The organism is Streptomyces flavusporus (assembly GCF_046267975.1).
GTDB lineage: Bacteria > Actinomycetota > Actinomycetes > Streptomycetales > Streptomycetaceae > Streptomyces > Streptomyces flavusporus.
In genome coordinates, this window is record NZ_CP176503.1 from 2,013,205 (window position 1) to 2,033,007 (window position 19,803).

General features: G+C 70.5%; 21 protein-coding genes. 15 read left to right on the forward strand and 6 right to left on the reverse strand.

The features are described 5' to 3' along the window. Window positions 1-159: 159 nt before the first annotated feature. From ACKTSN_RS09580 to ACKTSN_RS09605, 6 genes are all read right to left on the reverse strand, one after another. Window positions 160-1,539 (reverse strand): 8-oxoguanine deaminase, encoded by a 1,380-nt coding sequence (locus ACKTSN_RS09580; RefSeq protein WP_409468690.1) that lies wholly within the window; start codon window positions 1,537-1,539, stop codon window positions 160-162. A 122-nt stretch (window positions 1,540-1,661) separates the two neighbouring features. After that, the gene (gene pucL / locus ACKTSN_RS09585) at window positions 1,662-2,582 is read right to left on the reverse strand and encodes a factor-independent urate hydroxylase (RefSeq protein ID WP_409468691.1); all 921 of its coding nucleotides are present in this window, start codon (window positions 2,580-2,582) and stop codon (window positions 1,662-1,664) included. An 8-nt stretch (window positions 2,583-2,590) separates the two neighbouring features. After that, entirely contained in the window at window positions 2,591-3,010 is a 420-nt protein-coding gene (uraH, locus tag ACKTSN_RS09590; RefSeq protein WP_409468692.1) for a hydroxyisourate hydrolase, read from the reverse strand. Continuing rightward, window positions 3,007-3,522, reverse strand: coding sequence for a 2-oxo-4-hydroxy-4-carboxy-5-ureidoimidazoline decarboxylase (gene uraD / locus ACKTSN_RS09595; protein ID WP_409468693.1), 516 nt, complete (start codon window positions 3,520-3,522; stop codon window positions 3,007-3,009). Before uraD ends, uraH begins: the two co-directional genes overlap by 4 nt. A 124-nt stretch (window positions 3,523-3,646) precedes the next feature. Further along, window positions 3,647-3,958 (reverse strand): helix-turn-helix domain-containing protein, encoded by a 312-nt coding sequence (locus tag ACKTSN_RS09600; protein ID WP_409474785.1) that lies wholly within the window; start codon window positions 3,956-3,958, stop codon window positions 3,647-3,649. A 47-nt stretch (window positions 3,959-4,005) separates the two neighbouring features. Next, window positions 4,006-4,257, reverse strand: coding sequence for a hypothetical protein (locus tag ACKTSN_RS09605; protein ID WP_409468694.1), 252 nt, complete (start codon window positions 4,255-4,257; stop codon window positions 4,006-4,008). 124 nt (window positions 4,258-4,381) lie between these two features. Between ACKTSN_RS09605 and ACKTSN_RS09610 the strand changes: the two genes are divergently transcribed. From ACKTSN_RS09610 to ACKTSN_RS09680, 15 genes are all read left to right on the forward strand, one after another. After that, entirely contained in the window at window positions 4,382-5,446 is a 1,065-nt protein-coding gene (locus tag ACKTSN_RS09610; protein ID WP_409468695.1) for a lytic transglycosylase domain-containing protein, read from the forward strand. 53 nt (window positions 5,447-5,499) lie between these two features. After that, entirely contained in the window at window positions 5,500-6,546 is a 1,047-nt protein-coding gene (locus ACKTSN_RS09615; RefSeq protein WP_409468696.1) for a sigma-70 family RNA polymerase sigma factor, read from the forward strand. 121 nt (window positions 6,547-6,667) lie between these two features. After that, window positions 6,668-7,582, forward strand: coding sequence for an ABC transporter ATP-binding protein (locus tag ACKTSN_RS09620; RefSeq protein ID WP_409468697.1), 915 nt, complete (start codon window positions 6,668-6,670; stop codon window positions 7,580-7,582). Then, window positions 7,579-8,349 (forward strand): MlaE family ABC transporter permease, encoded by a 771-nt coding sequence (locus ACKTSN_RS09625; protein WP_409468698.1) that lies wholly within the window; start codon window positions 7,579-7,581, stop codon window positions 8,347-8,349. Before ACKTSN_RS09620 ends, ACKTSN_RS09625 begins: the two co-directional genes overlap by 4 nt. Before the next feature lie 3 nt (window positions 8,350-8,352). Continuing rightward, window positions 8,353-9,168: an MlaE family ABC transporter permease gene (locus tag ACKTSN_RS09630; RefSeq protein ID WP_409468699.1), complete on the forward strand. Its 816-nt coding sequence runs from the start codon at window positions 8,353-8,355 to the stop codon at window positions 9,166-9,168. Between the two features lie 5 nt (window positions 9,169-9,173). Continuing rightward, window positions 9,174-10,400, forward strand: coding sequence for an MCE family protein (locus ACKTSN_RS09635; RefSeq protein ID WP_409474786.1), 1,227 nt, complete (start codon window positions 9,174-9,176; stop codon window positions 10,398-10,400). Further along, window positions 10,397-11,440 (forward strand): MCE family protein, encoded by a 1,044-nt coding sequence (locus ACKTSN_RS09640; protein WP_409468700.1) that lies wholly within the window; start codon window positions 10,397-10,399, stop codon window positions 11,438-11,440. Before ACKTSN_RS09635 ends, ACKTSN_RS09640 begins: the two co-directional genes overlap by 4 nt. Then, window positions 11,437-12,534: an MCE family protein gene (locus ACKTSN_RS09645; protein ID WP_409468701.1), complete on the forward strand. Its 1,098-nt coding sequence runs from the start codon at window positions 11,437-11,439 to the stop codon at window positions 12,532-12,534. The genes ACKTSN_RS09640 and ACKTSN_RS09645 overlap by 4 nt, the downstream gene beginning before the upstream one ends. Then, on the forward strand, window positions 12,531-13,646 hold the full coding sequence (locus ACKTSN_RS09650; RefSeq protein ID WP_409468702.1) for an MCE family protein: 1,116 nt from the start codon (window positions 12,531-12,533) through the stop codon (window positions 13,644-13,646). The genes ACKTSN_RS09645 and ACKTSN_RS09650 overlap by 4 nt, the downstream gene beginning before the upstream one ends. Further along, a complete protein-coding gene (locus ACKTSN_RS09655) occupies window positions 13,643-14,911 on the forward strand; it encodes an MCE family protein (RefSeq protein WP_409468703.1) in 1,269 nt (422 codons plus the stop codon). Before ACKTSN_RS09650 ends, ACKTSN_RS09655 begins: the two co-directional genes overlap by 4 nt. Beyond that, window positions 14,908-16,185, forward strand: a complete 1,278-nt coding sequence (locus ACKTSN_RS09660; protein WP_409468704.1) for an MCE family protein — start codon at window positions 14,908-14,910, stop codon at window positions 16,183-16,185. The genes ACKTSN_RS09655 and ACKTSN_RS09660 overlap by 4 nt, the downstream gene beginning before the upstream one ends. A gap of 68 nt (window positions 16,186-16,253) precedes the next feature. Further along, on the forward strand, window positions 16,254-16,712 hold the full coding sequence (locus ACKTSN_RS09665) for a hypothetical protein (protein ID WP_409468705.1): 459 nt from the start codon (window positions 16,254-16,256) through the stop codon (window positions 16,710-16,712). Between the two features lie 35 nt (window positions 16,713-16,747). After that, entirely contained in the window at window positions 16,748-17,500 is a 753-nt protein-coding gene (locus tag ACKTSN_RS09670; protein WP_409468706.1) for a hypothetical protein, read from the forward strand. A gap of 152 nt (window positions 17,501-17,652) precedes the next feature. Continuing rightward, entirely contained in the window at window positions 17,653-18,474 is an 822-nt protein-coding gene (locus ACKTSN_RS09675; protein ID WP_409468707.1) for a TIM barrel protein, read from the forward strand. A gap of 41 nt (window positions 18,475-18,515) precedes the next feature. After that, the gene (locus tag ACKTSN_RS09680) at window positions 18,516-19,406 is read left to right on the forward strand and encodes a 2-hydroxy-3-oxopropionate reductase (protein WP_409468708.1); all 891 of its coding nucleotides are present in this window, start codon (window positions 18,516-18,518) and stop codon (window positions 19,404-19,406) included. Window positions 19,407-19,803: the final 397 nt, after the last annotated feature.

Sequence of the window (19,803 nt, forward strand, 5' to 3'; positions counted from 1 at the left end):
AGGGAGGGGAACGGTGACCGTACCGGGGCGCACGCGTCCGACGCGCGCCCCGGAGACGGCCGCCATGGACCCCGCTCGGGTCCACGGCTGCCGGCCGGGAGCCGTCCCTCCCGGCCGGAGATCAAGTGCCGTATGCAGTAAGGAGATTCAGTACGGCGATCAGGCCTGCGCCGAGATCTGCGCCAGGCGCTGCGCTTCCGCCCGCGTCGAGCGCGCGATCGCGTCCTCGTCGACGTGCAACAGGCGGTTGTCCTCGACGATCTGACGGCCGTTGACGAAAGAGGCCGTGACCGGAGCCGCCGCCCCGAAGACCAGCGCCGTCACCGGGTCGGCGATCGAGGCGTGGGCCAGGGTGTCCAGCTTCCACAGCACCAGGTCGGCCAGCTTGCCCGGCTCCAGCGAGCCGATCTCCGCGGCACGGCCCAGGACTTGGGCGCCGCCGTATGTCCCGAGCCGCAGCGCCTGCCGGGCGTTCAGGGCGGCCTCGCGATGCGCGCCGAGGCGGTTGATGAGCAGCGCGTTGCGCAGCTCGGTGTGCAGCTCCCCGGACTCGTTGGACGCCGTACCGTCGACGCCGAGGCCCACCGGGACACCGGCCGCCAGCATGTCGGGGACGCGCGCGATGCCGGCCGCGAGGCGCGCGTTGGACGACGGACAGTGGGCGACACCCGTCTTCGTGCGGGCGAAGGCGGCGATGTCGGAGTCGTTCATGTGGACGCAGTGCGCCATCCACACGTCCTCGCCGAGCCAGCCGGTGGACTCGAAGTAGTCGGTCGGGCCCATGCCGAACAGCTCGTGGCAGAACTTCTCCTCCTCGACCGTCTCCGAACCGTGCGTGTGCAGCCGTACGCCGAGGCGGCGGGCCAGCTCGGCGCCCTCCCGGAGGAGTTCGGTGGAGACGGAGAACGGTGAGCAGGGCGCGACGGCGACCTGGGTCATCGCGCCGAAGGAGGCGTCGTGGTGCTTGTTGACGGTCTCCTCGGTCGCGGCCAGCGCGCCTTCGAGGGTCTCGACGGCGAAGTCCGGCGGCAGGCCGCCGTCCTTCTCGCTGCGGTCCATGGAACCGCGGGCGAGGGTGAAGCGGACGTCCGTCTCGCGGGCGGCACGGATGATCGCGCCGGACAGGTCGCCGGAGTCGTGCGGGTAGACGTAGTGGTGGTCCATGGCGGTGGTGACGCCGCCGCGGGCCATCATCGCGAGCGAGCCCTGGGCCGCCGCGTACACCATCTGCTCGTCGATGCGTGCCCAGGTCGGGTAGAGGGCGACGAGCCAGTTGAAGAGGTTGTGGTCCGTGGCCAGGCCCCGGGTGATCCACTGGTAGAAGTGGTGGTGGGTGTTGACCAGGCCGGGGGTCACGAGGTGACCGGAGGCGTCGATACGGCGGTCGACGTTCTCCAGGCCCTCGGGGGCCCTGCCCGCGCCGACCGACTCGATGCGGTTGCCGGCGACGACGACGTAACCGTTCGCGTACTCGGTGTCGTTCGCGTCGACGGTCGCGATCGCGCAGTTCTCGATGACGATGCGCCGGTCTGCTGCCATGGTTCGTCCTTTGCGCTGATGTGGAAAGGGCACGGCAGGACCCTGGGAGTTTTGAGTGCCGCGGCCGGGGGGCCTTCTGAAAACCGTGTTCCCCGGCCGCGGGTGCCGAAATACGGGGTTGATCAGAGGTTGGTGAGGTCCACCGGGATCCTCGCCTCGCAGCCGTCCCGCAGGACGGTGGCCTCGATCAGGCCGTACGGGCGGTCGGCGGCGAAGTACACCTCGTTGTCGTTCTTCAGCCCGAACGGCTCCAGGTCGACGAGGAAGTGGTGTTTGTTCGGGAGCGAGAAGCGGACCTCGTCGATCTCGCTGCGGTTGTCGATGATGCGCGTGCCCATTTGGTACAGGGTCTGCTGGAGCGACAGCGAATACGTCTCGGCGAAGGCCTGGAGCAGGTGCGTCCTGGTCTCTTCGTAGGACGTGTCCCAGTCGGGCATCTCCTGCTCGTCGGCCGACCAGTTGAAGCGCCAGCGGCCGGTGACGGAGGTGGCCAGGATGCGGTCGTACGCCTCGGGAAGGGTCGTGTACTTGTCCTTGACGTAGCCCCAGAACTCGGAGTCGGTCGAGTTCATGACGGTCAGGTCCTTGAGACCGGAGATGACCTCCCACGACGAGCCGTCGAACGTGATCTGGGCGAGCCGGGTCTCCTGGCCCTTGCGGACGAACGAGTGCTCGCCCTTCCCGGAGTTGTCGATCCGCTCCCAGGCGTACTCCTCGATGCGGATACGGGCCGTCCTGATCGGCTCCTGCGAGGTCACGAAGTGCCGGGCCAGGTGGATGCCGAACTGCTCGGCGGACTCGATGCCGTGCTCCTTGGCGAACGCGTACACCGTGTTCTTGGTGGTGTCGGTCGGCAGGACGTTGGCGTTGGAGCCGGAGTAGTGGACCTCGTCCATGTCGCCGGAGAGCGACACGGACACGTTCAGGTCCTTGATGTGGTGGGTGGCGCCGTCCCGCGTGATCTTGACGACTCGGTTCTCGGCCTTGCCGTACTGGTTCTGTCCCAGAATCGCAGGGCGGGCAGGGCGGGAAATGTCGGTCATGGTGTCTGCTAGCTCCCTCGGTATACGGAGTAGCCGAACGGGTTGAGCAGCAGCGGTACGTGGTAGTGCTCGCCGGCCTTCACGGCGAAGGTGATGGCCACCTCCGGAAAGAACACGGCACCGCTGTCCCGATTCGCGGGGGCGTCCTGCTGCGCATCGGCTTGCTTCTTCGCGAACTTCTCGAAGTACGGTTCGACGACGAAGTCGAGCCGTACATGGGTCGTCCCTTCCGGCAGCGCCGGCAGGTCCTTGCACCGGCCGTCCGCGTCGGTCGCGGAGCCGCCGAGCGCCTGCCAGTCCCCTCCTTGCCCGTAATGGGCGCGCTGCCCGGCGCGGGCGGAGAGGCGGACGGCGACGCCCTCGGCGGGGCGGCCGATGCTGGTGTCCAGGATGTGGGTGGACACGGAGGCGGTGGTGCTCGTGCTCATGTCTGATCTTCCTCTACGAGGTTGGCCAGTCGGATGCGGTTGATCTTCCCCAGCTCGGTGCGGACGATCTCCCGCTCCCGCTCCGGCGAGTTCCCGATCCGCTCCTTGACCGCGTCCCGCATCTGCTCGCCGGTCCGGCCGGTCGCGCAGATCAGGAAGACATGGCCGAACTTGTCCTGGTAGGCCAGGTTGAGTTCGAGCATCTCCGCCTTGAGCTCCGCGGAGGCGCCGGCCATGCCGCGCTGCTCCCGGGCCGAGGTCGGGTCGCCCGGCTTGGGGCGGCCGATCGGCGGATGCCCGGCCATCGCCTCCTCCAGGTCTACGGCGGTCAGCTCGGCCATCGCGGCGTCACTGGCGGCGTAGAGGTCGTCGGAGGTGGCGTAGGGGCGGGCGGCGAGCAGCCGCTTGGCCCATGTGGTGGAGGCGCACGCCTCGTGGAGAGCGGCGTAGGCCGCGTGCTCCTCCAGGGCGTTGAACCGGGCCAGGCCCGGGGGCGTGGAATTCGACGTCACGGGAGCCTCCGTGGCCGCGAAGGGCCTTCGTGCTGAACGGGCGTGCCGATAGCTAACGCCCTGCGACGACGAGACGTCAACACTTTGTTGAAAATTCGCGGTAACGGAACCTGAGCAGGCCGCCTCAGACGTTCTTCTCGCGGTTCAGGTAGTTGTAGACCGTGAAGCGGCTCACGCCGAGCGCACTCGCCACGGTCTCCACGCCGTGCCGCACGGAGAAGGCGCCCCGCGCCTCCAGTATCCGTACGACCTCCTGCTTGGACTTGCGGTCCAGCTCGGCCAGCGGCTTGCCCTTCTTGCGTTCCATGGCGGCGAGGATGTGATCGAGGGAGTCGGCGAGCTGCGGGAGGCGTACGGCGACGACATCGGAACCCTCCCAGGAGAGCACGACGTCGTCGGGGCCGGCCTCGTCCGGCGGGAGCATCTCGCCGCCCATGGCGTCGACCAGCGGTTTCACGGCCGTGATGAAGGGCTCGTCCTCGCTCACTTCTCGCCCTCCGCGATCACGTTGACCTGGAGCGAGACCCGGGTGGCGCCGGCCTCGAGAGTCTTGCGCAGCAGCGCGTCCACCGCGGTGAGCACGGCGTCGGCCCCGCCCTCCGCGGTGTTGCCGAACGGACCGACGTCCACCGCGTCCAGCTCCGCCGTCTCCACGACCTCACGCGCCACCAGCGCGTGCGCGGGTGCCTCGTCGAGGTCGAACGGCTCGGTCGTGAATTCCACTCTCAGTCGCACGCGCTCAACCTAACGCCCTGCACGGATTTTCGGGCAGTCCTCACCGGCACGGGATCTCTGCGACGGACCGCCCTCACTGCCCCGTAGAGCAGACGAGGAGAAACCACAGGGAGGGGACCGCGACGTGGCAGGGCACAGGGTCAGAGGCATCAGGGGTACGGCACTCGCGGCGGCGGCGATGGCGGCGCTGACCGCGTCGCAGGCGCCTGGGACGACATCGGCGCGGGCGGCGGCGCCCGCGGAACCCGCCGCCGGGCGCGGGCCCAGCGTGTCCGGGGACACGCCGTTCCGCATGGAGCTCCCTCCACTGCGGGTGCGGAAGGCCGAGACAGCCGAGACAGCACAGGTGGGTGGCGCGCTCCCGGCGAGCGTGTTCGCCGCCTACCGGCGGGCCGAGACACGGCTCGCGCACTCCGCGCCCGGCTGCCGGCTGCGGTGGCAGCTGCTGGCCGCCATCGGACAGGTGGAGTCGGGGCAGGCGGGCGGCGGGAGGGTGGACGCGGACGGTACGACCCTGACGCCGATCCGCGGCCCCCGGCTGGACGGCGTCAGCTTCGCCCTGATCCGGGACAGCGACGGCGGGGCGTACGACGGGGACGTGGTGTACGACCGCGCGGTCGGCCCGATGCAGTTCATCCCGTCGACCTGGGCGGTCTGGGGCGCGGACGGCAACGGCGACGGCCGGGCCGACCCGCACAACATCTTCGACGCGGCGCTCGCCGCCGGGCGCTACCTGTGCGCCGGCGGGCGCGACCTGTCCGTGCCGGGCGACCTGGACGCGGCGATCCTCGGCTACAACCACTCCAGGGCCTATCTGCGGACGGTGCGGGCCTGGTTCGCGTACTTCCTGGAAGGGCATCGGGTGGTGCCGGACGCCGTGGCGGCGGGCGGTGCGAGCCCGGAGCCCGAGTCCTCCCCGCCGGTGCGGCGCGAGGCGTCACCGACGCCGCCAGCCCGCCCGGCGGGCGAGGGTTCCGGTACGCCGTCCCCGTCCCCGAGCCCCTCCGAGCCACGGCCGACGCACAGCAGCCCGTCCGCCGAAGAATCGGCGGCCCCCTTGGTACCGCTCCCCGACCCCGAAGTCGCCCCGCCCGCCGAGGACATGCTGCCCAGCACGGCTCCGCTCCCCGGCAACGATGAGAACCCAAGGGTCGCAGCCCCCTCCACAACCGCGACTACCGGGCGGTAATGTCGCCCCCCGCCGGGCGCACATGACCGGCGGGTGAGCGCGAAGGGGCCCTGATGGCGACGACGGACATGCCCGCGGAGATACAGGCGGCCCACGACCGGTGGGAACGCATGTGGAGCCACCGCGAGCATCTGCTCAAGGTGGCCCGCCGCAGGTCGATGTCCCTGGAGGACGCCGAGGACGCCGTGCACGAGGCGATGCTGCGCGCGGCCGAACGCCCCGACCTGGACGACGAACGGCTGGCCGCCTGGCTGACGACGGTGACGATCCGGCTGTGCGTGGACCGGTACCGGCAGGTCAACCGCGAGGCCGAGGTGCGTACCAGCCCGACGCTGATCGCGCCCGGTCCGGTGCCGGTCGAGGAGGCGGTGTGCGACCGGGCCGAGGCCAAGTGGCTCGCCGTCCGCAGCGGTGAGCTGCCCGCCCGCCAGGCGGAGGCGCTCCGGCTGAAGTCCGAGGACCTGGACGTCGGCCAGGTCGCCGTACGGATGGGCCTGAGCTACCGGACGGTCGAGTCGCTGCTGGCCCGCGCCCGCCGGACACTGCGCAACTCGCTGGCAGGCACGCTCGGTCTCGCCCTGTTCCTGTGGGGCCGGGGCAGGCCGCGCGGGGCATCGCACGCGCAGGCCGCGGCAGTGGCCGGGACGGCGGCGACGCTGGCGGTGGCGGGGTTCGTCCTGCCGTACGCCCACGACTGGGACGGGCAGGGCACGGCGCCGCGGCCCTCCGTCTCTCCGGTCCCGGAGGCGTGGCAGCGGGCGGACAGCGAGGGCGGGGGGACATCCCCGGACGCGCGCGAGCTGCCGACCGCCTCGAGGACCGGCGCCCCGGAGGCGACGCGGACCCCGGGCGACCGGCCGCTGCTGCCGCTGTCCGTGCCGTCCCTGCCGGAGGTCCCCCTCTCCTCGGGGCCGGAGCTGCCGACTCCCGAGGTGCCCGCGGTGCCTGAGGTGCCCGCGGTGCCTGAGGTGCCCGCAGTGCCCGACGTACCCGAGCTGCCCCGCGTCTCGGCGGCCCCGGACGTGCCGGATCTTCCAGAGGTGCCGGACCACCCCACTGCTTCAGCCACGCTCGAAGCACCCGTGGACCCGCTGCCGTAACCCTTCTCAAACCCATCCGCAAAAAAAATTCGCCTTCGCCGCGACGGACGCCCCGCCCCTCCCCGTAGAGCAGATGTCGGAGCTGCTCCACGGGTGACTGCACGGACGAAGGGTGAACCGGATGGGTGTCGAGATCTGTGTGGAAGGGCTGACCAAGTCCTTCGGTCACCAGGTCATCTGGCAGGACGTCTCGCTGACCCTGCCCGCCGGGGAGGTCTCGGTCATGCTCGGCCCGTCGGGCACGGGCAAGTCGGTGTTCCTCAAGACGCTCGTCGGACTGCTCAAGCCGGACCGCGGCTCGGTCCGGGTGGCCGGTCGGGACATCACCAAGCTCCGTGAACACGAGCTGTACGAGGTGCGGAAGCTGTTCGGCGTGCTGTTCCAGGACGGCGCGCTGTTCGGCTCGATGAACCTGTACGACAACATCGCCTTCCCGCTGCGCGAGCACACCCGCAAGCCGGAGAGCGAGATCCGGCGGATCGTGCTCGAGAAGATGGACATGGTCGGTCTGATCGGGGCCGAGGAGAAGCTGCCCGGGGAGATCTCCGGCGGTATGCGCAAACGCGCCGGGCTGGCGCGGGCGCTGGTCCTCGACCCGGAGATCATCCTGTTCGACGAGCCGGACTCGGGGCTCGACCCGGTGCGCGTCGCGTATCTCAACCAGCTGATCGTCGACCTCAACGCCCAGATCGACGCGACCTTCCTGATCGTCACCCACGACATCGCCTCGGCCCGCCAGGTCCCGGACAACATCGGGCTGCTGTTCCGCCGCGAGCTGGTGATGTTCGGGCCCCGCGACCAACTGCTGACCAGCGACGAACCGGTCGTACGGCAGTTCCTGAACGGCCGGATGCAGGGACCGATCGGTATGGCGGAGGAGAAGGACGCCGCCCAGGTCGAGCAGGAACTGGCCCAGATCGGCGAGACCACCGATCCCGAGCACCTCACTCCCCGGCTGCTGCCCAGCCCCGGCATCTCCCGGCCACCCCGCTGGCAGGCCATCGCGAAGCGGGAGGAGGAGGTGGCACGCGCATGAGCCTCAACCCCGTCGGCGCGCTGCGCCACTCCGGCAGCCTCTTCGCGATGGCTCTGGACGTCGTCCGGACCCTGCCTCGACGGCCGTTCCAGGTGCGGGAGTTCATCCAGCAGGCCTGGTTCATCGCCAGCGTCACCATCCTGCCGACCGCCCTGGTCTCCATCCCCTTCGGTGCGGTCATCGCCCTGCAGATCGGCAGCCTGACCCGGCAGTTGGGCGCGCAGTCGTTCTCGGGTGCGGCCTCCGTCCTCGCGGTGCTGCGTGAGGCCTCGCCGATCGTCACGGCGCTGCTGATCGCGGGCGCCGGCGGGACGGCGATCTGCGCGGACCTGGGGGCGCGGAAGATCCGCGAGGAGATCGACGCGATGCAGGTGCTGGGCATCGACCCCATCCACCGGCTGGTCGTGCCGCGCGTGCTGGCCTCGATGGTGGTGGCGGTGCTCCTCAACGGCCTGGTGTCGGTGGTCGGGGTGGCGGGCGGCTACTTCTTCAACGTCGTCCTGCAGGACGGCACACCGGGCGCGTATCTGGCCTCCTTCACCACCCTCGCCCAGCTCTCCGACCTGTGGGCGGCCGAGATCAAGGCACTCGTCTTCGGCGCGATCGCGGCGATCGTCGCCTCGTACAAGGGACTCACCGCGAAGGGGGGCCCGAAAGGCGTGGGCGACGCGGTGAACCAGTCGGTGGTGATCACCTTCATGTTGCTGTTCGTGACGAACTTCGTGATGACCGCGGTGTATTTCCAGGTCGTTCCGCAGAGGGGCTAGCCGATGAGACTTCTCGACCGCCCCCTGAAGTCCCTCGAGGACCTGGGCGCTCAACTCTCCTTCTACGGCCGCTCGCTGGCGTGGACGGGCCGGACCCTGCGCCGCTACAAGAAGGAGATCCTGCGGCTGCTCGCCGAGGTCAGCTTCGGCCGGGGCGCGCTCGCCGTGGTGGGCGGCACGGTCGGCGTCATCGCCTTCCTGTCGTTCTTCACCGGCACCGAGGTGGGCCTGCAGGGGTACGCCGCGCTCAACCAGCTCGGCACCTCCAACTTCGTGGCGTTCCTGTCGGCGTACTTCAACACCCGTGAGATCGCCCCGCTGGTGGCCGGGCTCGCGCTGTCCGCGACGGTCGGCGCCGGGTTCACCGCGCAGCTCGGCGCGATGCGGATCAGCGAGGAGACCGACGCCCTGGAGGTCATGGGCGTGCCGTCGCTGCCGTTCCTGGTGACCACGCGGATGATCGCCGGGTTCGTCGCCGTGATCCCGCTGTACGTGGTCGGGCTGCTGTCCTCGTACCTCGCCGCCCGCACCATCACCACCGGCTACTACGGGCAGTCGACGGGCACCTACGACCACTACTTCCAGCAGTACCTGCCCCCGGTCGACGTGCTCTGGTCCTTCGGCAAGGTGCTCGTCTTCGCCGTCGTGATCATCCTTGTGCACTGCTTCTACGGCTACTACGCGAGCGGCGGCCCGGCGGGCGTCGGCGTCGCGGTCGGACGGGCCGTGCGGACCTCGATCGTGGCGATCAACGTCCTGGACTTCTTCCTGAGCCTCGCGATCTGGGGCGCCAACACGACCGTACGGATAGCGGGGTGAGCCGGGTGCGAGTGGTGAGACTGCGGGTGTACGGGCTGGTGTTCATCGCCGTGCTGGCCCTGCTGTTGTCCCTGTCCGTCGCCGTCTATCGGCAGGCGTTCACGCCGGTCGTGCGGATCACGCTGGAGGCGGACAGCCTGGGCAACCAGCTCGACCGGCGTGCCGACGTCAAGCTGCGCGGGCTGCTGGTCGGCGAGGTGCGCGAGGTGCGCGCGGACGGGACGAAGGCGACGCTCGACATCGCGCTCAAGCCGGAGCACGTCTCGTACATCCCCGCCGATGTGCACGCACGGCTGCTGCCCAAGACGCTGTTCGGCGAGAAGTACGTCGACCTGGTCGTCCCCGCCGGCTCGTCCGCCCGGTCGATCCGCGCCGGGGACGTCATCACCCAGGACCGCACCCGCGTCGGCATCGAGCTCCAGCAGCTGATGAACGACCTGCTGCCGCTGCTGCGGACCGTGAAGCCGGGCGAACTCAACGCCACCCTCTCCGCGTTCGCCACGGCGCTCGAAGGGCGCGGCGACCGGATCGGCGACAACCTCACGCGCGTGGAGGCCTATCTGCGCAAGCTCAACCCGCATCTGCCGTCCCTGAAGGAGGACATCGCGCGGTTCGCGGACGTCGCCGAGGTGTACGGCGACGCGGCGCCCGACCTGATGAAGATCCTCCGCAACACGGTCACGACCAGCCGCACTCTGGTGGAGAAGAAGGAACAGTTGGCCGCAGCGCTCACCTCGACCACGACCACCGCCCGCACGGCGGACGGCTTCCTCGCCGCGAACGGCGACCGGCTGATCACCCTGGGCCGGGTCTCCCGGCCCACGCTGGAGCTGTTCGCCCGCTACTCACCCGAGTACCCCTGCCTCCTGGACGGCCTGGTACGGCAGGAGGAGGCCTCCGAGGAGGCGTTCCGGGGCGGGAAGATGCGCATCACGCTCGAAGTGGTGCGGCAGCAACCGGCGTACGAACCCGGTGAGGAGCCCCACTACGGCGAGCGGTCGGGGCCGGACTGCCGCGACATGCCCCACCCTCCGGTGCCCGGACCCAAGCCCCACCTCAATGACGGTACGGCCGCGGCGAGTTCGTCCGAGGTGTCCGGTACCCGGGCCGAGCAGCGCGCCGTCGGCTCGCTCGTGGCACCCGTGCTCGGCGTGCCTGCCGACGAGGTGCCGCCGGTCGCGACGCTGCTGTTCGGGCCGATGGCGCGCGGGACGGCGGTGAGCGTCGCATGAGCAGCGGCACGACGAAGGCGCGCCGGACCGCCGGACCGCTGATCAAGTTCAGCCTCTTCGCGCTGGTGACGATCCTGGCGACGGCCCTGCTCGCCGCCACCATCGGCAACCTCTCCTTCACGCCCCAGCACACGTACCGCGCGGTGTTCAGCGACGTCACCGGCCTGGAGGAGGGCGACGACATCCGGGTGGCCGGGGTGCGCGTCGGTGAGGTCGAGGGCATCCGGATCAAGGACCGGACCCGGGCGGAGGTCACCTTCACGGTGACCCAGAAACGCCCGCTGCTGACCGGCACCGGCGCGGTCATCCGCTACCGGAACCTCGTCGGGCAGCGGTACGTCGCCCTGACCGAAGGTGCGGGCGACGGCACCCGGCTGCGGCCCGGCGCCACGATCCCGCTGTCGCGGACGCAGCCCGCGCTGGACCTGAACGCGCTGCTGAACGGCTTCAAGCCACTGTTCGCCGCGCTCAGCCCCCAGGACGTCAACCAGCTCGCCACCGAGATCATCAAGACCCTCCAGGGCGAGGGCGGCACGGTCAACAGCCTGCTCGCGCACACGGCGTCGCTCACCACCACACTCGCCGGCCGCGACCAGCTGATCGGCTCCGTGATCGACAACCTCAACACCGTGCTGGAGACGCTCGACAAGCGCGGCACCCGCTTCTCCGGGCTGCTCAAGCAGCTGCGCCGGGTGATCTCGGGGCTGTCCGCCGACCGCAAGCCCATCGGGAAGTCGCTGGTGAGCATCGGCGACCTGACGGAGGCGACGTCGGGACTCCTCGCGGACGCCCGCCCGCCGCTCAAGGACGACATCGCCGAGCTGACCGAGCTCACCGGAACGCTGAACAGGAACGAGAAGACCGTGGAGGGCGTCCTGAAGCGGCTGCCGAACAAGCTCAACGAGCTGACCGGGACGGCGTCCTACGGCTCGTGGTTCAACTTCTACCTCTGCGACTTCGACGGCCGGATCGTGCTGCCGAAGACGAAGCAGGTGCTCACTCCGGAGATGCACGTGGCGAGGGCGAGGTGCGCAGGATGACCATCCCGCTGCGCAGGAAACGCAGGCCTCGCCCGGAGCCGCTGGTCAAGGTGCGCATCGATCCGCCGCGGTTGCCGCGCCTCCGGCTCCCGCGGATCGGAGGGCGACCGCGCCTCACCCCCTTCCGTGAGCGCAACCCCGTCACCATCGGCGCCGTCGGTCTGACCACCCTCGCGCTGTTGACCGTGGCCGCGTTCAACGCCGACTCCCTTCCGGTGATCGGCGCCGGCGAGACGTACAGCGCGGCGTTCGCTGAAGCGGGCGGTCTCAAGCCCGGCGACGAGGTGCGGATCGCCGGGGTCAAGGTCGGCAAGGTCGAGGAGGTCGACCTGGACGGCGACCATGTCAAGGTCACCTTCAAGGTCAAGGGCGACCCGGACTTCGGCACCGCGACCGGGGCCTCGATCCGGGTGCAGACCATCCTCGGCGCCAAGTACCTCGCGCTGCACCCCAAGGGGCCGGGTCAGCTGGCGCCCGGCAGTGAGATCCCGCTGACGCGGACCGTCCCGGCGTACGACGTGGTGCAGGCGTTCAGCGATCTGACCACCACGACCGAGGAGGTCGACACCGACCAGCTGGCGACGGCCCTGGACACCATCTCCACCACCTTCCAGGACTCGCCCGCCGAGGTGCGGGCGTCCATCAAGGGCCTGTCGAAGATCTCCCGGACGGTCGCCTCGCGCGACAAGGCGCTGCGCGAGCTCCTCGACCACGCCAACGGGGTCACCGGCGTACTGGCCGAACGCTCCGAGGACTTCACCGCCCTGGTCGACGACGGCGACAAGCTGTTCAAAGAGATCAGCAAGCGGCGCAAGGCCATCAGCAAGCTGCTGAAGTCCTCCGCCGCGCTCGGCGTCGAGCTCTCCGGCCTGGTCGAGGACAACGACAAGGAGATCGGACCCGCGCTCAAGGGCCTGAACCGCGTGGTCGAGATGCTCGAACGCAACCAGTCGAGCCTGGACCGCAGCGTCCAGCTGCTCGCCCCCTACGTCCGGGTCTTCACCAACACCCTCGGCAACGGCCGCTGGTTCGACTCCTACGTCCAGAACCTGGTCGCCGCCCCGGTGGTGCCGCGCACGGGAGGCTCGCGATGAGGAAACGTCTGGCGCTGCTTCTCGTACTGGCCCTGGTCGCCGGGCTCGCCTTCGTGCTGTGGCCCCGCCCCGAGAAGGTGCAGGTCACCGCCTACTTCCCGCGCACCGTCGGCATCTACCCCGGCTCGGACGTCCGCGTCCTCGGGGTCCGGATCGGCGAGGTCCGGAAGATCACGCCGGAGGGCGGCCGGGTGCGGGTGGAGCTGGAGTACGACGAGGGGCGCAAGGTGCCGGCCGACGCGCAGGCCGCGATCATCAACTCCTCGGTGGTCAGCGACCGCTACGTGCAACTGCTGCCCGTGTACCGGAGCGGTCCGGTGTTGCGGGACGGCGCCGTCATCCCCGAGTCGCGCACGGCCGTGCCGGTCGAGCTGGACCGGATCTTCGACAGCCTGCACACCACGGCCGAGGCGCTCGGCCCCGACGGCGCCAACAAGGACGGCTCCCTGTCGCGGCTGCTCGGGGTGAGCGCGGACAACCTTCAGGGCCAGGGCGGGAACATCCACCAGACCGTCAAGGACCTCTCGGAGGCGGTCACCACGCTGTCCGACGGGCGCGGGGACCTGTTCGGCACCGTGGAGAACCTGCAGGTGTTCACGGCGGCGCTGGCGGCCGACGACAAGAGCGTGCGGTCGTTCAACACCAGCCTCGCCAAGGTGGCGGAGCAGCTGGCCGGGGAACGCAAGGACCTCGCGGCGGCGCTGCGCAACCTCGGCACGGCGCTCGGCGACGTGTCCGCGTTCGTGAAGAAGAACAAGAAGTCGCTGACCTCGAACGTAAAGGGCCTCAGCAAGGTGACCAAGGTGCTCGTCACCCAACGCGCCGCGCTGGAGGAGCTGTTGGAGGTCGCCCCCACGGGTCTGTCGAACCTGCAGAACGCCTACAACGCCTCCTCCGGCACCCTCGACACCCGCAACAACCCGCAGCACCCGCAGGATCCGGCCGCCCTGCTGTGCTCCGTACTGCGGACGACCGGCGACGAGGGCGGCGAGAACCCCGACTGCGCGGAGCTGCAGAAGCTTTTCGACTCGCTGCCCGAGGTGCCGAGCGAGCCCGCGGTGTCGGGCACGGTCGACCGGACCCTCGGCGGAATCCTGGAGGGCGAGGCATGAGCGGGCTGCGCAAGGGCGGTGCGGTCGCATGGGCGGCGGTCGGTTCGCTGCTGCTGTCCGGCTGTGAGTTCAACGGCTGGTACGACATCGAGCTGCCCGGCGGCGCGGCCTCGGACGGCCGCGCGTACCGCGTCACCGTCGAGTTCCGTGACGTCCTCGACCTGGTGCCGCAGTCGGCCGTCAAGGTCGACAACGTGACCGTCGGCGCCGTCGAGAAGGTGGAGCTGGAGGGCTGGCATGCGCGCGTACGGCTGCGGGTCGCCGACTCGGTGACGCTTCCCGGCAACGCGGTCGCCGAGCTGAGGCAGACCAGCGTGCTCGGCGAGAAGTACGTGGCGCTGTCGGCCCCGCCCGGCACCGCCCCCGTGGGCCGGCTCCGCGACGGCGACCGCATCCCGCTCAGCCGCAGCGGCCGCAACCCGGAGATCGAGGAGGTGCTGTCGGCCCTGTCCGCGCTGCTCAACGGCGGCGGAGTGGCCCAGCTCAAGACAATCACCGTGGAGCTGAACAAGGCCCTGGACGGCCGCGAGAACCGGGTCAGGTCCCTGCTCAAGGAGCTGGACACGTTCCTCGGCGGCCTGGACGACCAGCGGGGGGACATCGTCCGCGCGCTGAAGGCCGTGGACCGGCTCGCCAAGCGGCTCGGGAAGGAGAAGAAGACGATCGCCAAGGCCGTCGAGACGATGCCGCCCGCGCTCAAGGTGCTCGCGGATCAGCGGCGCGATCTGACGAAGATGCTCACCGCTCTGTCGAAGCTGGGCAAGACCGGCACGAAGGTGGTCAACGCATCCCGGGACGACACGGTCGCCAACCTGAAGCAGCTGCGGCCGATCCTGCAACAGCTCAACAAGGCGGGCGACGACCTGCCCAACTCCCTCGAGCTGCTCACCACTTACCCCTTCCCGCGCAACGCGGTCGACGCCATCAAGGGCGACTACGTCAACCTCAGCGTCACCGCGGACCTCGATCTGGCGAGCCTCTACGGCAACCTGACGGAGGAGCCGGATGACAAGGGCGATGCCCCAAGCGCACCGGATCTTCCGGATCCTCCGGACCTTCCCGACGTCCCCGATCTCCCCGACCTGCCGAGCGTGCCCACGCCCACGCCCGGTCTGCCCGACGCGCCCGCCACCCCCTCCGCACCGTCCGGCGGCGACCTGCTGTGCCCGCCGGTGTGCACCGCCGGATACGGCACCCACCGGGGCCTGCCGCCGGGGATCGACCTCGCGCTCGCGGAGCTGATGCTGAAGGGGATACAGCCGTGATCACACGTACGGTCAAGGCCCAACTGCTCGCCTTCGCCACGGTCACCGCCGTCGGCGTGTCCTATGTCGGCGCCGAGTACACGGGCCTGGTGGACAGCATGCTCGGCCGCGGCTACACCGTGCAGGCCGACTTCGCCGACTCCGGGGGCATCTTCACCGGCGCCGAGGTCACCTACCGCGGGGTCCCGGTGGGCCGGGTCGGCGCGCTGCGGCTGACCGGCGCCAGCGGGGTCTCGGTCTCGCTCGACATCGAGGACGGCGCGCCCCGCATCCCGGCGAACACCCTCGCCGTGGTGGCGAACCGCTCGGCGGTGGGCGAGCAGTACGTCGACCTCCAGCCGCGTACCTCCGGCGGGCCGTATCTGCTTCAGGGCAGCACGATCCCCCGCGGCCGCACGCGCGTGCCGCTGCCCACGACGGACCTCGTGCTCAGCCTCGACCGGCTGGTCAACTCGGTCGGCAAGGACGATCTGCGGGTCACCGTCGACGAGCTGGGCAAGGCCTTCTCCGGCACCGGACCGCACCTGAGCAGGCTGGTCGACTCCGGCAACGCGCTCGTCGAATCCGCGTCCGAGTCACTTCCCGAGACGATCTCGCTGATCGAGGACTCCCGGAAGGTGCTGAAGACGCAGGCCGACCAGGGCTCGTCCATCAAGGCGTTCTCGCGCGATCTGGCGTTGCTCACCGAGGAGTTGAAGTCGAGCGACGGGGACCTGCGCAAACTCATCGGCAACGCGGAACCGGCGGCGGTCGAGCTCAACTCGCTGCTGAAGTCGATCGAGCCGCGGCTGTCGGTCCTGCTGGCCAACCTGATCAGCGGCGGGCAGGTCACGCTCGCGCGGCTGCCCGGCGTGGAGCAGGCCCTGGTCACCTTCCCGGTGGTGGTCGCGGGCAGCTACACCGTCATTCCGGGTGACGGCACCACCCACTTCGGCCTGGTGGTGAACGCCGACGACCCGCCGCCCTGCACCCAGGGGTACGGCACGGCCCGGCGCGACCCGGCGGACACCAGCACGCGCGAGGCGAACACCGACGCGCGCTGCACGGCCCCGCGTGGCAGCGCCACCTCGGTGCGCGGCGCGCAGAACGCGCCCGGGGCGTCGTCCCGCGGCGGGGCCACCGACCAGGCGGCGTACGTCACGCCGTACGACCCGGAGACCGGAACTCTCACCGGCCCGGACGGAACGCCCGTCGAGATCGGCTCGACGGGCGGCCAGCAGACCGTCTTCGGAAAGGAGTCGTGGCAATGGCTGCTCGTCGGACCCATGGCATGAGCGGGCTCGTGTTTTTCCATGCGACCCGGAGTTTTCTCACACGGGCCGGACGCTCCAGGGCCCTGTCCGTGGGGCTCGTCGTGGCGACCGTCCTGTGCACGGCGTCGGCGCTCTGGCTGAGCAGCCGCCTCTACGAGCAGCGCGCGGCGGAGCAGCGCCGGCAGGACATTCTGGCGGCGGCCCGGCAGTCGGCGCTGAACTTCACCTCGCTCGACTACCGGCGCTACGACCGGGACAGCGCCAACGTGCTCAAGGGGGCCACCGGCGATTTCAGGAAGGAGTTCGCCGCGCAGACCGAGGAGCTGACCGAGCTCGTCGCGCAGAACAAGTCCGTGTCCGAGGGCCAGGTCCTCGACGCGGGCATCGTCCGCTCCGACGAGCGCTCGGCCCGCGTGCTCGTGGTCGCCGACAGCAAGGTGACCAACACGGCCGTGCCCAAGGGGGAGGCGCGCACCTACCGGCTGCAGCTCGACCTCGTCCACGAGGGCGGCCGCTGGCTGACCTCCGACGTCGAGTTCGTGGGCTGACCCCCTGCCGTATCACCCAGTGGAGGAGTAAGACCGTGGCGAAAACCACCACCCGAGGCCGCGGCTCCGGTTCCCCGACCCGGCACACGATGACGGCCGCGGCCCGCGCGGCGGCCAAGCGCGCGGAACGTGCGGAGCGGGGCCCGGCGACCGCCGTCGCAGAGCTGAGGCCGCTCGCCGGACGCACCGTCGTCATCGAGCCCCCGGACGGCTGGGACGATCCGCCGGAGCCGTCGCCGGAGGACTTCGACGCGGACGCCCTGGAGGAGACGGCGGCCGTGCACGGCTCCCGGAGAGGGCTGCTCACCGCGATCCTGTGCGTGCTGCTGGTGGCGGGACTGGTCGCCGTCGCCGTGCTCGGGGTGCACTACCGGGAGGGCGTGCAGGCCGAGCAGGCACGCGCGCAGGCGCTCGCGGCCGCGCGGAAGGCGGCGCCCGTCGTGCTCTCGTACGACCACCGGCATCTGGACCGTGACTTCACCGCGGCGCGCGCCCACCTCACCGGCAAGTTCCGCGACGAGTACGGGAAGACGACGCGGACGGTGGTCGGGCCGACGGCGAAGAAGTACGACGGGGTGGTGAAGGCAACGGTCGCGGAGCCGGCCGGCGGCGCCGCGGCGGCCTCCGTGGTGTCGGCCTCGGCGGACGAGGCGGTGGTCCTGCTCTTCGTCAACCAGGTGACCAGGAGCACCCAGGTGACCGGTTCCCGGGTGGACCTGAACCGGGTGCGGATGACGATGACCCGCACGTCCGAGGGATGGAAGGTGAGCGCCGTCGACGCACTCTGAGCCACCGTCTCCGCAGCGCCCCCGCGCCCTTTGCGCGGGGGCGCCTTTTTTGCTGGTCGCTCTTGACAGCCCTCGACCATCCCGGGCAGGCTTCCATTAAGCAGAAATAAACTTCCGCAATACGGAAATAGCAGGGAAGGGGCGCCGACCCCATGGGATTCACAGAGCAGCGCTTCAACGTCAACCTGTCGATCCTCTTCACGGAACTCCCGCTCCTGGAGCGCCCGGCGGCGGCCGCCGCGGCGGGCTTCACCGCGGTCGAGCTGTGGTGGCCCTGGGTCGACTCCCCCACCCCCGCGCAGTCCGAGCTCGACGCCCTGAAGAAGGCGATCGAGGACACGGGCGTCCAGCTCACCGGCCTGAACTTCTACGCCGGACAGCTCCCGGGCCCGGACCGCGGCGCCCTGTCCCTGCCCGGCGTGGAGTCGGAGAGGTTCCGCGCGAACATCGACGTGGCCGCCGACTTCGCCGCCTCCCTGGGCTGCAGGGCGCTCAACGCGCTCTACGGCAACCGGGTCGAGGGCGTCGACCCCGCCGAGCAGGACGCCCTCGCGCTGGAGAACCTGGCCCTCGCGGCCCGCGCCGCCGACCGCATCGGCGCGATCCTGCTGATCGAGGCCCTGAACAAGCCCGAGTCGCCGCGGTATCCGCTGGTTTCGGCGCCGACCGCCGTCGGGATCGTCGACAAGGTCAACGACGCGACGGGTCTGGGCAACGCCCGCTTCCTCATGGACCTCTACCACCTGTCCATGAACGGCGAGGACCTGCCGACGGTGATCGAGGAGTACGCGGCGAAGACCGGCCACGTCCAGATCGCGGACAACCCGGGACGCGGAGCGCCCGGCACGGGCTCGCTGCCCCTCGAGGACCTCCTCGACCAGCTGACGAAGGCGGGTTACGACGGCTGGGTCGGCCTCGAGTACAAGCCGGGCGACCGTCCGAGCTCCGAGGCCTTCGACTGGCTGTCCCGCTGACCCCCTGATATTGCACATGCAGTGAGAGAGGCACTCCCATCATGAGCAACCGCCCCAAGATCGCCTGGATCGGCCTCGGCATCATGGGCTCCCCCATGTCCGAGAACCTGATCAAGGCGGGCTATGACGTCACCGGCTACACCCTGGAGCAGGAGAAGCTGGACCGGCTGGCCGCCGCCGGCGGTACCGCCGCCGCCTCCATCGCCGAGGCGGTCCGGGACGTCGACGTGATCATCACGATGGTGCCCGCGTCCCCGCAGGTCGAGGCCATCGCCTACGGCCCGGACGGCATCCTCGAGAACGCACGGTCCGGCGCCCTGCTGATCGACATGTCCTCGATCACGCCCCAGACGTCGGTCGACCTGGCCGCCGCGGCGCAGGACAAGGGCATCCGCGTCCTGGACGCCCCCGTGTCCGGCGGTGAGGCCGGCGCCATCGAGGCCGTGCTGTCCATCATGGTCGGCGGCGAGCAGGCCGACTTCGACCAGGCGAAGCCGATCTTCGAGGCGCTCGGCAGGACCATCGTGCTGTGCGGTCCGCACGGCTCCGGCCAGACCGTGAAGGCCGCCAACCAGCTGATCGTCGCCGTGAACATCCAGGCCTGCGCCGAGGCCGTGGTCTTCCTGGAGAAGTCCGGCGTGGACCTGAAGGCCGCGCTGGACGTCCTGGGCGGCGGGCTGGCCGGGTCGACCGTGCTGACCCGCAAGAAGGACAACTTCCTCAACCGGGACTTCAAGCCGGGCTTCCGTATCGACCTGCACCACAAGGACATGGGGATCGTCACGGACGCGGCCCGCACCGTCGGCGCGGCCCTGCCGGTCGGTGCCGTGGTCGCCCAGCTGGTGGCCTCCCTGCGCACGCAGGGCGACGGCGGCCTGGACCACTCCGCGCTGCTGCGCGCGGTCGAGCGCCTCTCCGGCGCCCAACTCTGAAACCTCCGGGCGGCGCCGCCGCCGACACCTGTCCTGTCGCGCCCAGGCGACGGCACCGCCCGGAACCCACGCCCCCTGTACTGCGTCCGGCATCTGACGGGAGGTCGGATCCCGGGCGCACAGCCCGCCGAGACCGAGCGACCCGAATGAGGGGTGGTCGCTCGGACGGGGCGGGCAGGCGAGGACCGCGGCGGCGTGCGAGCCAGTGCGGTGGTGAAGGTCCCGAGGCTCCCTTCTCGACCTGAGGGAAGGCGCCCCGGTTCCGTCGCACCGCCGCGGTCCCAGCCACACCGACTCCGTCCGGCGGCGCGAACGTCCTGTCGCGCCCAGCCTCGCACCGCCGGACGGCCACAACGTCACACACCCGCCCGCCCTCCCGGCTGACGTGCGGATTCGC

Excerpts from the sequence above, each read along its gene's own strand:
- ACKTSN_RS09580 (WP_409468690.1), bottom strand. The coding sequence starts at position 1,539 with ATGGCAGCAGACCGGCGCATCGTCATCGAGAACTGCGCGATCGCGACC.
- pucL (WP_409468691.1), bottom strand. The coding sequence starts at position 2,582 with ATGACCGACATTTCCCGCCCTGCCCGCCCTGCGATTCTGGGACAGAAC.
- uraH (WP_409468692.1), bottom strand. The coding sequence starts at position 3,010 with ATGAGCACGAGCACCACCGCCTCCGTGTCCACCCACATCCTGGACACC.
- ACKTSN_RS09600 (WP_409474785.1), bottom strand. The coding sequence starts at position 3,958 with ATGGGCGGCGAGATGCTCCCGCCGGACGAGGCCGGCCCCGACGACGTC.
- ACKTSN_RS09615 (WP_409468696.1), top strand. The coding sequence starts at position 5,500 with ATGGCGACGACGGACATGCCCGCGGAGATACAGGCGGCCCACGACCGG.
- ACKTSN_RS09620 (WP_409468697.1), top strand. The coding sequence starts at position 6,668 with ATGGGTGTCGAGATCTGTGTGGAAGGGCTGACCAAGTCCTTCGGTCAC.
- ACKTSN_RS09625 (WP_409468698.1), top strand. The coding sequence starts at position 7,579 with ATGAGCCTCAACCCCGTCGGCGCGCTGCGCCACTCCGGCAGCCTCTTC.
- ACKTSN_RS09630 (WP_409468699.1), top strand. The coding sequence starts at position 8,353 with ATGAGACTTCTCGACCGCCCCCTGAAGTCCCTCGAGGACCTGGGCGCT.
- ACKTSN_RS09640 (WP_409468700.1), top strand. The coding sequence starts at position 10,397 with ATGAGCAGCGGCACGACGAAGGCGCGCCGGACCGCCGGACCGCTGATC.
- ACKTSN_RS09645 (WP_409468701.1), top strand. The coding sequence starts at position 11,437 with ATGACCATCCCGCTGCGCAGGAAACGCAGGCCTCGCCCGGAGCCGCTG.
- ACKTSN_RS09650 (WP_409468702.1), top strand. The coding sequence starts at position 12,531 with ATGAGGAAACGTCTGGCGCTGCTTCTCGTACTGGCCCTGGTCGCCGGG.
- ACKTSN_RS09655 (WP_409468703.1), top strand. The coding sequence starts at position 13,643 with ATGAGCGGGCTGCGCAAGGGCGGTGCGGTCGCATGGGCGGCGGTCGGT.
- ACKTSN_RS09675 (WP_409468707.1), top strand. The coding sequence starts at position 17,653 with ATGGGATTCACAGAGCAGCGCTTCAACGTCAACCTGTCGATCCTCTTC.
- ACKTSN_RS09680 (WP_409468708.1), top strand. The coding sequence starts at position 18,516 with ATGAGCAACCGCCCCAAGATCGCCTGGATCGGCCTCGGCATCATGGGC.